Annotated in this window: 11 protein-coding genes and 1 pseudogene; 5 read left to right on the forward strand and 7 right to left on the reverse strand. The window is 61.6% G+C overall.

Annotation, left to right across the window (positions count from 1 at the left end):
- Positions 1-39: 39 nt before the first annotated feature.
- The 3 genes from ASD87_RS08110 to ASD87_RS08120 are packed head-to-tail and all read right to left on the reverse strand — an operon-like array spanning position 40 to position 3,488.
- Complete coding sequence (locus ASD87_RS08110; protein ID WP_056319694.1) at positions 40-2,067, reverse strand: hypothetical protein; 2,028 nt, start codon at positions 2,065-2,067, stop codon at positions 40-42.
- A gap of 4 nt (positions 2,068-2,071) precedes the next feature.
- Positions 2,072-2,566, reverse strand: a complete 495-nt coding sequence (locus ASD87_RS08115; protein WP_056319697.1) for a hypothetical protein — start codon at positions 2,564-2,566, stop codon at positions 2,072-2,074.
- Positions 2,559-3,488, reverse strand: a complete 930-nt coding sequence (locus ASD87_RS08120; protein ID WP_056319700.1) for a hypothetical protein — start codon at positions 3,486-3,488, stop codon at positions 2,559-2,561. Before ASD87_RS08120 ends, ASD87_RS08115 begins: the two co-directional genes overlap by 8 nt.
- Before the next feature lie 236 nt (positions 3,489-3,724).
- Here ASD87_RS08120 and ASD87_RS27290 point away from each other — a divergent pair.
- Positions 3,725-3,916, forward strand: a pseudogene (locus ASD87_RS27290) (transposase); the annotation flags it as partial.
- Positions 3,917-4,048: 132 nt separating this feature from the next.
- On the opposite strand, the gene ASD87_RS08125 reads toward ASD87_RS27290, so the two are convergent.
- The 3 genes from ASD87_RS08125 to ASD87_RS08135 form a co-directional block, all read right to left on the reverse strand.
- On the reverse strand, positions 4,049-4,654 hold the full coding sequence (locus tag ASD87_RS08125; protein ID WP_235512660.1) for a transcriptional regulator: 606 nt from the start codon (positions 4,652-4,654) through the stop codon (positions 4,049-4,051).
- A 257-nt stretch (positions 4,655-4,911) separates the two neighbouring features.
- Positions 4,912-6,183, reverse strand: coding sequence for an MCT family MFS transporter (locus tag ASD87_RS08130; protein WP_056319703.1), 1,272 nt, complete (start codon positions 6,181-6,183; stop codon positions 4,912-4,914).
- A gap of 1 nt (position 6,184) precedes the next feature.
- Positions 6,185-7,591 (reverse strand): amidase, encoded by a 1,407-nt coding sequence (locus ASD87_RS08135; RefSeq protein WP_056319705.1) that lies wholly within the window; start codon positions 7,589-7,591, stop codon positions 6,185-6,187.
- 197 nt (positions 7,592-7,788) lie between these two features.
- Here ASD87_RS08135 and gcvA point away from each other — a divergent pair, with 197 nt between their 5' ends.
- Positions 7,789-8,676, forward strand: coding sequence for a transcriptional regulator GcvA (gcvA, locus tag ASD87_RS08140; RefSeq protein ID WP_056319708.1), 888 nt, complete (start codon positions 7,789-7,791; stop codon positions 8,674-8,676).
- A gap of 63 nt (positions 8,677-8,739) precedes the next feature.
- Here the strand turns inward: gcvA and ASD87_RS08145 are convergent, their stop codons facing one another.
- Positions 8,740-9,372 carry a LysE family translocator gene (locus ASD87_RS08145; protein ID WP_056319711.1) on the reverse strand — a complete coding sequence of 211 codons (633 nt, stop codon included), beginning with the start codon at positions 9,370-9,372 and terminating at the stop codon, positions 8,740-8,742.
- Positions 9,373-9,467: 95 nt separating this feature from the next.
- On the opposite strand from ASD87_RS08145, the gene rsmB reads away from it, so the two are divergent.
- From rsmB to ASD87_RS08160, 3 genes are read left to right on the forward strand one after another with little or no spacing between them, the layout of a single operon-like run.
- A complete protein-coding gene (gene rsmB / locus ASD87_RS08150; protein ID WP_056319713.1) occupies positions 9,468-10,805 on the forward strand; it encodes a 16S rRNA (cytosine(967)-C(5))-methyltransferase RsmB in 1,338 nt (445 codons plus the stop codon).
- A gap of 39 nt (positions 10,806-10,844) precedes the next feature.
- Complete coding sequence (locus ASD87_RS08155; protein WP_082586235.1) at positions 10,845-11,435, forward strand: DUF4390 domain-containing protein; 591 nt, start codon at positions 10,845-10,847, stop codon at positions 11,433-11,435.
- Complete coding sequence (locus ASD87_RS08160) at positions 11,432-13,747, forward strand: ATP-binding protein (protein WP_056319716.1); 2,316 nt, start codon at positions 11,432-11,434, stop codon at positions 13,745-13,747. The genes ASD87_RS08155 and ASD87_RS08160 overlap by 4 nt, the downstream gene beginning before the upstream one ends.
- Positions 13,748-13,758 lie beyond the last annotated feature (11 nt).

The following is a 13,758-nucleotide window of genomic DNA, read 5'->3' on the forward strand; positions in this document are numbered from 1 at the left end:
CTATCGAGGGGCCGCAACATACGAGACAGATGTATGGCGCTAGTTGCTGACCTGGAGTTTTTGAATGACCCGGCCGTCAATTTCTGCAAGCTGGTGGTCGAGGCTTTGTAGATGACTTTTTAAGCGCGTTTTATCTTCGCTTGTGAAAAGGATCACCTGTTGGCCAAACTTGGCCGATTGAGCGACGCGCTTCAGCAACTCAAGGAAGCTGACATCGTGCGTGGACTGCTGCCTTGGCTCGTCGAAGACAAGCAAGCCGGGGTGATGCGTGGACGCAGTGCGGGCCACTTCCAACATGCCGTACTGGTAGGCCCAGATGGTGCGGATGAGATCGCTCGCGGAGATCGTCGTTTGCATCTCGAAGCCCTCAATTTCAGGGCGATAGGTTAAGGGGGAGAGAGTGATTTCTGTGATCGGAAAGCTCCTGAAATCGTAGTCCTGCAACTGTTTCTGAATCGAGACTCCCCAACTTTCCAACTTGCGATGGTCAGTCGAAGAGAGGTCGTCTTTTGGAAGATTCCCAATTTCTGTTTGTACGGTCTGCCACTCCTCGGACAATGATGCAAACGTCGCCGAGGCGCGTAGAAAAGCGCTATAGAAGTGAGCATCTTGTTTCAGGTCGCGTTCGAGCTCGACACGTTCATAGACTGCCGCAATGGAAGGGCTGTTGCCACTGGATGTGAGTGTCCGCCGAAGGTACTGAATGCGCTCGCGCGCGTTTGCTATATCTGCGCGTGCCGCGTGCACTTGCTGCTGACGCGCTGCGACGACACGTTTGCTTTGCTCTAGCACGCCCGTGAACGTGCGATTTTGTTCTTGCAAAAACTCAATATTCTCATCTAGGGACATCACTATCTGGTGCGGTGCAAGCGGCACCAGCGCGTCGAGCACGGATTGATGACACACCGGGCATGAGCCCTGGTCGAGCTCGGAACCCTGACGGGAACCCAGTTGTCTGAGCGTCCGGGAATCCTTGTTTTGCTGGATGTCCTCTTTGATCGCGGTGAGACGCTGTTGAACGCGGGCGACTTCTTGTTCTTCAGCTGCTAACGCATCGATCAGTCTAGACAGGACTGCTTGCTGATTCGCCACGAACGTTTCGAGCTCTGCGAGCTCCTGCCGCACAGTCTCCGAGACGGACGACGATTCTGGAATACTCTGTGCTTCCAAGACGGCCTTCTTCTCGGTGCGTTGTCTTATACGTTCCGAAAGGCTGATCCAGTGCTTTGACTGGGGCACATTGATCGTCGGAGGGACCGTCGGCGGCCACTGGGTCAACGGTTCGGCCGGCAGGGCGTTGACGATCCCACCAGCGGCCGAGGCAAGTTCTTTAAGCTGCCGAACCTGAGCCGACCATTGTGCCTCGAGTTGAGCTCTACGCATTTGCAGAATCTGCCGGTCTAGCGCAATCTTGTGGGCATCCAGACCCATTAGAAATTCCACTGCTCGCTTGTGAACATCGCGGATGCGGAATTGGCTAGGGACCGGCGGCTGAATGCTCGACCAGCCTCGAGTCTGCTCGGTCATCACAAATGGGAGTATGCACTGGAGGTACAGTGGGACTTCATTTCCTTCATAGTTCTGGACTATAGGCAATTCCCAGCCAAGGAACTGGGCGAGATACCAATGAAATCCGACGGTGCGCACAGCCCCTCCCGAACGGTTCACGAAATAGTCGCGGGAGTTATAGTCGGCTGGTTGGGTTAACGCAGGACCTTCATGCACGGTAATGAGATTTTTATCCCGCGTTCCTTTTACCGTGCGTTGAACGGTAATGCGCTTGCCTGAGTCATTCTCAATTTCGAGCCATATCTCGGACTCAAGCACCGCATGCGAATGTCGACCTCCATCGAGCTTTGTCGTCATAGCCGGCGTCAACGGGAGATCTTGCTGCGAGGTGGTGAGCATTGCCTCCATGCCAAGCACGACCAATATGGCGCGTGCGCATGTAGACTTTCCCATCGAATTGTCTGCCCAGACAACAACTAGGCCGTCGGAAAAATTCAATGTCGTCCCGTATGGGCCGTCCGTGGTACTAATGTTGATCTTTAGCTGTCGAAGGCGCATGCATCTATTTCCTGATTCCGAAGATATTTTCCACCAGCGTCTCCGACGCTTTCTGCTTTATGGCGCCGATCAAACGTTTTTCATTTATATAGACGTCGGGCGTTTTTATGACGTCTGCCGCGAACGCTCTCCCCTGTTGAGTAAGTTCAATTCGCGAGCCGTCTACACGCTGGACGAGATTCTCGCCGAGGGCAAAGTCGATCGCACGGTTGAATGCGGGGTCAAAACGAACGACCAGCGCGTCAGGGCGGAGCTGCTGCGATATCAGCGCCATAAGGTTCTCGTGGTTTTCTTCGGAGCGCATCGCCCAGTTCAATACATGCAGCCTAGTGAGGCTGGAGCGTTGCTGCCGACAACACTGTGCGAGCAACAGCATTAGCAGCCCAATGCGCCACGTGGGCCGTAAGTCGCCGGGAAGTGCAATAGGTCGTCGGCCGAAAACGAACTCGACATTTAGCTCGGAGATGTCGAAGACATTCTCGATGTCATGTTCAGTCATGGGCCGGACTCGGGAAGTCGAGTGGGCAACGCATCAACCAATCAGCCACCGCTTCAGTAGCAAGATGTTGAGCGGTGAAAGTATGGAGTTCGCCTGCTTCTGCTTGGAGGTCATTTTTGAAGTCCGCGACCACCTCATTTAAGCGTGCATTTGCGGCGATTCCATCGAGACAACTCAATGCGAGAAACTCTTCGCGATGGGATTTGGTTGCAATAACCTTCTCGTACACATCAGGATATTTTCTCAGTTGCTCCAGTAGCTCTTGTCCCATCAAATACCATTTCAGAACGCGGCCGACGAATGCATCGAGTTGTGCTTCATTCTTGATCATGGGCAGCCGTGCGAGCTTTGTCTTGAGGACGTCGACCAACTTGTCGTTGGAAGTGCTCCAGGCATCGACTTCCTCTTCTGTGATTGGCGATTGATTGAACCTCAAGCCCTGTGGTGCCGTGCTCAGTAACTGTTCGCGCGCCACGGAATAACTTGACTCCTGCACCACCATTACACGAAAAGTCGTGTCGACATAGGGCAAAGCAGCACTAAGAATCTCTTTTGTCTTCTTGGCGGCGTGTGCAACGATTTCCTTGCTGTCAAATAAGGGGACGAACAGGATCCAGCGTTTGATTTTCAGTGAAGGCCGAAATAGACGTTGGAGTACAATTTTGTTCTGGATGAACTTCGTCAAATCCTCGGTCATCTTGTCGCGCTGCTTGTCGTAGCGCTCTTGTACGCTAATCGGCTCGTCGCACCCGTAGCACTGAAAGGCTAGGCAGTTGGCAATGCAGAAGCCCTCGATGCCTGCATCTCCGCGATCTTTAGATGGGACTCTTTGATATTCCGTCGGCCCGTAGTGGTGTGATAACAGACGATTCGCCCATTCTTCCCAGTCGGCACCTACGAGGCGCGCTACCGATGCAGTCATTTCACCCCCATTTTTCCACCTCTATGGGCTCGTTAGCCAGCCGGCTATAGGCATTTCCTATGCCTCGCAGTTCAATAGTGGTGGGCTGTTACAACGCCTTACTATACCTGAGGTCGTCGTGAGTGTGCGTGAGGGACATTGCAGAGCATTCGAATCGCGGGAGGCGGAATATTCGTACAGGTCAAAACTAGAGTTAAGGTTGCTTCTCCTCGCCCCAAACGGGGCGAGGAGAAGCCATGAAACGGTCTAGATTTATCGAAGAGCAGATCACCTTTGCGCTGCGATAGGCCGATAGTGGTACGCCGTTGGTCGAAGTATGTCGGCAGCTGGCGTGTCGGAGGCGACTTTCTACACGTGGAAGAAGAAATACGCCGATTTCGGGGTGAGTGAGCTGCGTAAGCTCAAGCAGCTTGAGGAGCAGCGTGCAGCGCGCTTGCGCACTGGGGCTGCTGCAAGGGTCGACGTGGTACGCCAAGAATCATGCGCGAGACCAAAGCGCGATGCGCCAACGCATTCGCGCGTGAGTGAGCGAATGGATGCTTCTGAGATCTAGGTAAGGCCTACGTTTTCCAACTCACCGACTGCAACCGCTTTTGCCCAACATAATGAGGCCGATTCGTTAGATTCAGAATCAGCCCGACTGCCGCCGTAGTGAACTGACCTCGCGTATCAACGTGAACGTCTCCATAGCTTTTTGCTGAAAGCTGGAGGTGCGCGCACAGGCTCACGATCCGTTCTGTCTTGAATGACACCTTAATTTGATGCGCGAACTCGTTACGCACCTTTCGAATCAGCTCGCACTCACGATACTCAACCTCCGACAAGAGGCCAAGGGCGAACGCCGACGCGATGCGCGCAGAGAAGGTGCCGAGCGGAGCATTGAAGCCGTCGAGCAAAGCCTTGCTCCCTTTGTTCGGAATCAGGAACGATTCGATGATCCGCCCCAGCACCTCATCGAGCATCGCTGCAGCCGCAAGAGCCGTTCCGCGCTCAGTCTCTTTGTTGAACTCGGCCAAGAAATCCATGAAACCGTTCAGGTGCGGATTGGTTTCAGAGAACGGCTTTCGAAGTTCTCCGATTACCGTCTTGCTCGCAAACCTCCCGGCCTTCATGTCCTCGACGGACCGCAGTAGCGCGGCTTGGAATTCTTTCTGCTCTTCGTCCATGGCATCCAAGGGGCCAATACGGTATGAATCCACTTCGCGAGTGTCCCCGGAAGCCAGCGTCACTCCTGTCGAGTACCGCGCTAACAGTTTAGTTGGGCTCGCCTACGGGCACCCTAACGACACCATAGCTACACTTGGGGCCCGCTTCGTTTCCATCTGGAAATCCAATTCGTAAAGACAAAACCTATAGTTTACAGCTACTTAAGCTTCAGCGATCGGGGGGTCAGACACGAAGAGCAAGCGGGTCAAGGCACCCATCAACCGTCGGTGTCAGAAGGGGCTCGGGGGTACCTGGAAGGGAACGCGATTTTCGCTGGCTTCTTCACGGCGAACGTCGCCACGATGGCCGCGATGACGTTCGCGGCAACGCTCACGAGGATGGGTAGCGTGTAGCTCTTGCTCATATCGAAGATGAAGCCGGCCGCGCTGGGGCCGACCAGGGTTCCGATCGCCACGCTGGTATAGAGAATTCCGATGATGCCGCTGACATTGCGTCCGCCAAACTGATCCATGACCACGGCGGGCAGGATCGCCACCCAGCCGCCATAGAAGAGACCAAAGAGCAGCGCAAAGACGGCGAGTGGCCAGAAGCTGGATGCAAGAACCCAGATCGCGAGCGCGGCAGCCATCCCGATGAACATCATCAGAAGGAAAGATTGGCGCCCGACCCGATCGGCCAGGCCGCCGAGGAAGAAGCGTCCAAGCGTGCTGCCAATACCGATGGCGCCGAGTAGCAGCACGGCGGCGGATTGGTCGATGTGATGATCTTGCGCATAGGGCACGAGATGCACGAAAGGCACGAAAACACCGAACGAGCAGATCAGGCAGGCCGAATATAGCGCGGCGAATTGCGGGGATCTGACCGCTTCTCCCACCGAGGCGCCGATACGGGCCGCTCCAGGTTGAACGACCTCAAGGGGAACCCCGTCAGGTCCGGTTCCCTTGTCGCGAGGATCATTCGCAATGAGCCAGGACATGCCCACGCCGATCATCGCGGCGAGGCCCCCCAGCGCCAGATAGGCCCCCCGCCAACCCAGCATCTCGATCATCCACGAGGCGAGTGGCGGCATCACCAGGGTCCCGACGCCGATGCCGCTCACCGCGATGCCGGACGCGAAGCCCCGGCGCTTGAGGAACCAGCGCTGGACCACCCCGACGGCCGGCACATAGGCGCAACCGATGCCAAGACCGACACCAAGTCCGTAAGCGGCATAGACTTCGTAAATGGTGCGCGCGACGCTGGCGAGCGCTAGGCCAGCGCCGACCAGGGCCATGCCGAGCATGGCAAGGCTCCGCGCGCCCCACCGATCGGCCAACGGGCCGCTCACAACGCCCAGCCCGAAATACAGGAATCCCGCTAGAGAAAAGACGAGCGACACCGAGCCCCGCGATGTCCCGAAGTCTTGTTGCAACGACGGAACGAAGGCGCTGAACGTATAGGCGCTGCCGAAGCCGACAAAGGTGATGGCGAATGCTGCTGCGACGACGATCCAGCCGTAAAAGAGGCGATTGGTGGGTGTGGTCGTCATGTCACGCCACCGGGTGGCGACGATGCCATGTCGAAATGCTTTGGAACGCCGCACCGGCTCGGATCAATTTCGCCTCGCCGAGATGGCCGGCGACGAGCTGGAAGCCGATCGGCATTCCCGCTTGAGTGAAGCCGCCGGGCATGGTCAGGGTTGGATGGCCCGACATATCGAACGGGCAGGTGTATCGTTGCAGCCTGGCGATCAGGCCCGGCTGTTCGCCGAGCGTTTGAACCGTGGCGAGCGTCAGCGGCGCAAATGGCTGAACCGGCGTCAGCAGCAGGTCGATCTTGCTGAAGAGCGCTTCCACTTGGCCACGGAACGCCATGCGCCGCAGCAATATCTCCTGATACTGCGTGCCCGAGACCGCATGTCCCGCCTCGATGACCGAGGCGAGCACGCTGCCATATTGGTCCTTGTGCATCGGGTATGTTGCGTTGTGCGCGACGGCGGCTTCGACCGCACAGTTCGGCACCCAGTCGGCGACCGCCTGGGTAACGTCGGGGAATTCTATGTCGACAATCTCAACCCCCAGCGCTGCGAATGCCGTGATGACTTCAGCAAGGGCCGCCTGCGTGCCAGCATCGACATCGTCGTTGTTCCAGACGGCATCGATGCCGATCCGCAGGTCACGCACATCCCCGATAACGGTCGCCAGATAGTCCGGCACGGGGTCCAGCAGCGCCGTCGGGTCGTTTGGATCGCCGCCGGCTATTGCACCGAGCAGTGTTCCCGCATCCACGGCGCTGCGCGCCATTGTTCCAACATGGTCCAGCGAAGGCGCCAGCTCGAAAACGCCGTAACGGCTGACCCGTCCCCAGGTCGGCTTCAATCCAGTCACGCCATTGGCGGCCGCCGGCCAGCGGATGGAACCCCCGGTATCGGACGCAAGCGACCCGTAGCAAAGTCCCGCCGCCGTCGCCGCGCCCGAGCCGCTAGAGGAAATGCCAGGCCAGTAGTCGGCATGCCACGGATTGCGCGGCGGTGTAACGGATGGGTGGTGATCGGAATAGGCGCCCTCGGTGAGTTGAGGCTTGCCGAGCAACACCGCACCGCCCTCCTTCAGGCGACGTACAACCGTCGCGTCTTCGTCGGAAACGACATGCCGATGGACCGCCATGCCGGCGCCCGTCGGAAAGCCTTTGATCTGGCAGAGGTCCTTGATCGCGATGGGAACGCCATGGAGCGGTCCGCGACTATGCCCGGCAGCCGTCTCCGCGTCAGCCACGTCCGCTTGGGCGAGCGCGGCATCCGCCATCACCAGCGCGTAGCTGTGCAACGTTCCATCAAGCGCGGCAATCCGGTCGAGCTGCGCTTGCGTCACCTCCCGCGAAGAGATGTCGCGATTGCGGATTAGCGCCGCGACTTCCGTGAGCTCTAGATAGTGCAAGGCAATGGATTCTTTGGTCAATGTTGATCTCCGTGGGCGGCGTCGGTCGTTGGCCCAATGCGCGTTGAACGCACGAACCTCACTCGAATAACGATAGTTTGGCTAATGGGTATCAAAGCAGGGGGGCTGCACGCCTAAAAGTGCTGCAAGCACTATATTGGCTATATGGTTGCATCAACAAACCAGTCTTTCTCCGAGATTCACGTTAGATTATCTAAATGATCCCTAGAAAATTTCCCCCGCTGAATGCATTGCGAGCATTCGAATCCGCGGCGCGGCATCTCTCTGTGAAACTCGCAGCGCAAGAGTTGTGCGTTACGCCGGGAGCCGTCAGCCAGATGCTGCGAAACCTGGAAGACCATCTTGGCGTGAAGCTGTTCGAGCGGGTGAATCGGGGAATCCTGTTGACCCAAGCAGGCCGGGACTATCTGCCCCCCATCCGAAACGCGTTCCGTCAGATCGCCGACGCGTCCAGGCGCGTGGCTGTCGCCGCCGATACCGGTAACCTGACGCTCAGCGTCACGCCGTTCTTTGCGTCGGCCTGGCTCGTTCCACGTCTGAAGTCATTTCAGGAAGCCCACCCTGGAATCGACCTTCAGATCCTCACCAGCGGCGCATTGGTGGATTTCTCGCGTGACAGCGTTGATCTTGCGGTGCGCCATGGCGTCGGCCGCTATCCTGGCTTGCGGAGCTATCGCGTCGTTTCCGTAGAAATGGTGCCTGTTGCAGCGCCGCCGCTCGTCGAGCGCCTGGGGACGCCGGCGCAGTCTGCCGAGTTGACGCGATGGCCGCAGGTTCACGACGTTGACCGAAAGGGCTGGAGCCTGTGGTTTCAAGCGCAAGGCATCAGCGAGGTTGGGGTTCCCCGCGGCCCCTCCTTTGACGACTCCGGGCTACTGCTGAGCGCTGTGGTCGCAGGCCAAGGCGCGGGCCTGCTCCCGGCCGCGATGGTGGCGCGCGACGTGGCCGAAGGGCGCCTCGTCATGCTCGCGAAGCCGACCCATATGGAAACCTTCGCCTATTACCTGGTCTATCCAGAGGCCAAGCACGACAATCCGAAAATTTCCGCGTTCAGGGATTGGATTCTCGGCGCCGCGACCACGTAACGGGAGTTAGCTCCGTAAAAACGGAGCCAGGTGTGCGACGCGGACCGTCGGCCCGTGTCCGGTTCAGGCTGCGGTGCGCCGGTACAGGGCCAGCGTCCCGGCCAGACCGATCAGCATGCCCCCGCAGATCCGGTTCAGCCAGCGCAGGCCGCCCGCCTGGAAGGCGCGGACCATCTGCGCGCCCAGCGTGGCGTACGCCAGCATCGTCGCCACGTTCAGCAGCGCCAGGATCCCGGCCAGGATGGCGTATTGGGCGGGCAACGGCGCTGCGGGGTTGATGAACTGGGGCAGAAAGGCCGACATGAAAAGCAGGGCCTTGGGGTTGGTCAGCGCCACGACGAAGCTGCGCATGCCCAGGGCCAGGCCGTCCGGACGGGCGTCGCGGGGGCGCTCGGACGGCAGGATCAGCGCCGCGTCCGAACGCAGGAGCTTGACGCCCAGCCACGCCAGATAAGCCGCGCCCGCCCATTTGACGATCTGGAAGGCGACTTCGGAGGCCGCCAGCAGCACGCCCAGGCCGCAGGCCACCGCGCCGATCAGGACCAGATCGGCCAGCACGGCGCCGCCCATGCCCCAGCACGCGGCGCGCACGCCGTGGCGCGAGCCATTGGACAGGGCGAGAAGCACGGTGGGACCGGGCGTGATGATGGCAACGGCAGAGGCCAGGACGAACAGCAGCAGCGTGGCAAGGGTCATATCGGGCTCCGGGGCAGGCACCCAGTGTGCCGCGCCCGCCGCCCTCTCGTCCAGGTCCGGGCTACCATAGCGGTCTTACTCTTTGATTTCGCCCCATGTCCACGCGTTCCGACTCCCCCAATCTGGCTCCTCCGCTCTCTTCAGTCCTTCTTGCCAGCGCGGAAGTGGTGGAGGATGTGCTCGACGGCCGTTCGCTCACCGAGGCGCTGGCCGACGTGGACGCCGCGCTGCGTCCTGCCACGCAGGCCGTGTCGTTTCATGCGATGCGCTACCTGGGTTGGGCCGATGCGGTCGGGCGCGAGATGGTGCAGCGCTATCCCAGCGTGCTGTTCGAGTCCCTGCTGCTGGTGTCGCTGACGCTGCTCAAGGAAGAGGGCGATGCGGCCGTGGCCTTGCCCGGCATGCCGGTCTACGCCCCGCACACGGTTGTCGACCAGGCGGTGACCGCAGCCGCCGGCTCGCGCGCCCTGGCGTCGTACAAGGGCATGCTCAACGCCTGCCTGCGCCGCTTCCTGCGCGAACGCGCCGCGCTTGAAGCCGCGGTGGCCGACAGCCCCGAGGCGCAATTCAATCACCCCGGCTGGTGGGTCAAGCAACTGACCGTGGCCTATCCCAAGCAATGGCGCGACATCCTGGCCGCCGCCAACCTGCCGGCCCCGCTGACGCTGCGGGTGAACCGCCGTCGCGCCACGCGCGAACAGGTGCTGGCGGCGTTTGCCGATGCGGGCCTGGCGGCCGAGCCGGTGGGTCAGTCGGGCGTGGTGCTCGCCACGCCCAAACCGGTGACGCAGTTGCCCGGCTTTGCCGAGGGCTGGTGGTCGGTGCAGGACGCGGGCGCGCAACTCGCCGCCGAATTGCTGGCGCCCGCGAACGGCATGCGGGTGCTGGACGCGTGCTCGGCGCCGGGCGGCAAGACGGCGCATCTGCTTGAGCTGGCCGATATCGACCTGCTTGCCCTGGACGCCGATGCCGACCGGCTTGCCCGCGTGGAACAGAACCTGGCGCGGCTGGGCTTGGGCGGCGGTCACGTCCGGCTCAAGGCGGCCGATGCGGCCGACCTGGACGCCTGGTGGGACGGCAAGCCCTTTGACGCGGTGCTGGCCGACGTGCCCTGCACGGCGTCGGGCATCGTGCGGCGTCACCCCGACATCCGCTGGCTGCGCCGCGAGAACGACCTGCGCCGCACGGCCAGCCTGCAGACCCGGATCCTGGACGCGCTCTGGTCCACCGTGGCGCCGGGCGGCCGCCTGCTCTATGTGACATGCTCGGTCTTTCCGATCGAAGGCACGCGCCAGGCCCTGGAGTTTCTGCAGCGCCACCCCGACGCGACCCGCCTGGAGGCACCGGGCCAGTTGCTGCCAGTTGCGGTCGATGCAACACCCGCGGCGCAACACGACGGGTTTTTCTACGCCTTGTTTGCCAAGCAGTCCTGAATCCCGAAGAATAGGGGCATGACGTAGTCCCGGTGCCGTATGTCCATTATTTCGCGCGTATTTCTTGGGTTGTTGCTGGTATCTGCCGTGCTTTTGACCGCGCCGGGCGGCTTGGCGCATGCGTCCGAACCTCGCGTCACCCGGGTGGATCCGGTGGTGCGGGACGGCAACCTGGAAATCGATGCGGATATCGAATTCGAGCTGAATCAGCAGTTGCGCGACGCCGCCCAGCGCGGCGTCGCCTTGTATTTCACGGCCGACCTCACCATCACCCGCGAGCGCTGGTACTGGTTCGACCAGTCGCTGGTGGACACGTCCCGCACCTGGCGGGTGGTCTATAACGCGCTGACCCGTCAATGGCGGGCTGGCGTGGGCGAGCTGTCCTTTCCGGTGGCCTCGCTGGACGACGCGATGAGCGCCATCCGGCACATCCGCAATTGGCGGGTGGCGGAGGCGAGCGAGTTTGATGCGGGGTCGCAATACAACGGGCAATTGCGCCTGAGGCTGGATACGTCGCTGTTGCCGCGGCCGTTCCAGGTCAATGCCCTGAACAGCAGTTCTTGGGCGCAGGCGACGCCGTGGATGGACTTCTCGTTCATGTTGGGCGACAAGGAGAAAGATCCCTCATGAGGCTTTTGCTTCGGCTGGCGCTGATGGTCGGCGCCGTGAGCGGTCTGGCGCTGCTGGGCTTACTGGCCTGGTCCACCGGAAACGCCTCGCGCTTTGCGCGCTACTACGACACGCTGCTGGTCCTGAACGGCATTTTCGCGCTGGCGCTCTTTGTCTGGGTGGTTGCACTGACGGTGCGGCTGGCCCGGCAGATCCGGCGCCGGCAGTTCGGCGCGCGGCTCACCGCCCGATTTTCCCTGGCGTTCGCCCTGATCGGTGTGGTGCCCGGCGCGCTCATCTACACCGTGTCGGTGCAGTTCATGTCGCGCTCCATTGAATCCTGGTTCAACGTGCGCGTGGATACGGCGCTGGAAGCCGGCCTGAACCTGGGCCGCGCCGCGCTGGATTCGCTGCTGGCGGACCTGGACGCTCGGGCGCGCTCGATGGCGGTCGAACTGAACCGCAGCACCGACAGCGGCGTGACGCTGGCGCTGACCCGGCTGCGCGAGGCCAATGGCGTGCAGGAAGCCATGGTGTTCACGGGCAGCGGCCGCATGGTGGCGTTTTCGACCAGCCAGTACGGGCAACTGCTGCCTGCAATGCCGCCGTCCACGGTGATGAACCAGTTGCGGCTGGCGCGCGGCTACTCGGCGGCCGAAGCCGACGATCCCGTGACGCCGGGCGCCGAGGGCGGCCTGCATCTGCGGGTGGTGATCCCGCTGAACGGCCCGGACCGCTACGACAACCTGCTGGGGCCGGCGTCCGAACCCCGCTGGCTGCAGCTGCTGCAGCCGGTGCCCGAGCAGATCGCGCACAACGCCAACCTCGTGCAGCAGGGCTTTCGCGATTACCAGGAGCTGGCGCTGTCGCGGCTGGGCCTGCGCAAGCTCTACGGCATCACGCTGACGCTGGCCCTGCTGCTGGCGGCGTTCGGCGCCATCGCGGTGGCGTTGTCCCTGTCCAAGCGGCTGGTGCGCCCGCTGCTGAGCCTGGCAGGCGGCACGCAGGCGGTGGGCGTGGGCGACTACCGGCCCTTGCCCGAACCCCCGGAACGCGACGAAGTCGGCCAGCTTACGCGCTCGTTCAACGCCATGACGCGCCAGCTCGACGAGGCGCGCCGCATGGTCGAAAGCAACCGTCAGCAGCTCGAGCGCTCCAACGTCTACCTGGAAAGCGTGCTGTCCAATCTGTCCTCCGGCGTGCTGGTGTTCGATGAAGCCTTCCGCGTCACCACGGTCAACCAGGGGGCCCAGACCATCCTGGGCGCCGACTTGCGTTCGGTGATCGGCCGCCCGCTGGAGACGGCGGACGGCATGCTGGAATTTGCGAACATCGTGCGTCAGGCGTTTTCCACGCATGCGGCGGTCGGTTCCGAACGCCAGCACTGGCAGCAGCAGTTCGAAATCGCGCCCGCCGCGGTCGAAGGCGAGACCGCATCGCAGCCGCTGACGCTGCTGGCGCGGGGCACGCACCTGCGCGTGGACGGGCGCGGCAACGGCTATCTGGTGGTGTTCGACGACATCACCGAAGTCATCTCGGCCAACCGGACGGTGGCGTGGGGCGAGGTGGCGCGCCGTCTGGCCCACGAAATCAAGAATCCGCTGACCCCCATCCAGCTCTCGGCCGAGCGCCTTGCCATGAAGCTGGAAGGCAAGCTGCCGCCCGCCGAGGCCCAGATCGTGGCGCGCTCGACCAACACGATCGTGAACCAGGTGGCGTCGCTCAAGCAGATGGTGGACGACTTCCGCGAATACGCCCGCACGCCGCCGGCCGTCATGCAACGCATCAACTTCAACGCGCTGGTGGCGGACGTGCTGTCGCTGTACGGCTGGGAGCCCGAGGGCGGGTCCTCGCGCCTGACGGAGAAGGCCCTGAATCTGGACGTGAACCTGGCGGCCGGCCTGCCCGACATCGAAGGCGATCCGACCCAGCTTCGGCAGGTGATCCACAACCTGCTGTCGAATGCCCGCGATGCGATCGCCGAACTGGGCGGGCAGGGTCGCGTCAGCGTGACGACGCAGCTCATGCGCAGCGAACAGCCTGATCGCGTGGCCCATCAGGCGCTGCGTTTCACGGTCGCCGACACGGGTCCGGGCTTCCCGCCGCAGGTCATGCAGCGCGCGTTCGAGCCCTACGTAACCACAAAGTCCCACGGGACTGGGTTAGGATTGGCAATCGTCCGCAAGATCGTGGAAGAGCATGGCGGACGTATCGACCTTGCCAACCGCAAGGAAGGAGGGGCGCGGATTTCCATCCTGTTGACCCGGCTCGCGCCCGGGTCCGATACTATGGACGCCACCGCGCAAGAAAAGGATAATGCGGCTACGCAATAGGTGGATGCTTT

The organism is Achromobacter sp. Root170 (genome assembly GCF_001428165.1).
Classification (GTDB): domain Bacteria; phylum Pseudomonadota; class Gammaproteobacteria; order Burkholderiales; family Burkholderiaceae_B; genus Achromobacter; species Achromobacter mucicolens.

What these genes read in the sequence shown, in the direction of transcription:
- ASD87_RS08110 (WP_056319694.1), bottom strand. Translation starts at nt 2,067, where the DNA reads ATGCGCCTTCGACAGCTAAAGATCAACATTAGTACCACGGACGGCCCA.
- ASD87_RS08115 (WP_056319697.1), bottom strand. Translation starts at nt 2,566, where the DNA reads ATGACTGAACATGACATCGAGAATGTCTTCGACATCTCCGAGCTAAAT.
- ASD87_RS08120 (WP_056319700.1), bottom strand. Translation starts at nt 3,488, where the DNA reads ATGACTGCATCGGTAGCGCGCCTCGTAGGTGCCGACTGGGAAGAATGG.
- ASD87_RS08125 (WP_235512660.1), bottom strand. Translation starts at nt 4,654, where the DNA reads ATGGACGAAGAGCAGAAAGAATTCCAAGCCGCGCTACTGCGGTCCGTC.
- ASD87_RS08130 (WP_056319703.1), bottom strand. Translation starts at nt 6,183, where the DNA reads ATGACGACCACACCCACCAATCGCCTCTTTTACGGCTGGATCGTCGTC.
- gcvA (WP_056319708.1), top strand. Translation starts at nt 7,789, where the DNA reads ATGATCCCTAGAAAATTTCCCCCGCTGAATGCATTGCGAGCATTCGAA.
- ASD87_RS08145 (WP_056319711.1), bottom strand. Translation starts at nt 9,372, where the DNA reads ATGACCCTTGCCACGCTGCTGCTGTTCGTCCTGGCCTCTGCCGTTGCC.
- rsmB (WP_056319713.1), top strand. Translation starts at nt 9,468, where the DNA reads ATGTCCACGCGTTCCGACTCCCCCAATCTGGCTCCTCCGCTCTCTTCA.
- ASD87_RS08155 (WP_082586235.1), top strand. Translation starts at nt 10,845, where the DNA reads ATGTCCATTATTTCGCGCGTATTTCTTGGGTTGTTGCTGGTATCTGCC.
- ASD87_RS08160 (WP_056319716.1), top strand. Translation starts at nt 11,432, where the DNA reads ATGAGGCTTTTGCTTCGGCTGGCGCTGATGGTCGGCGCCGTGAGCGGT.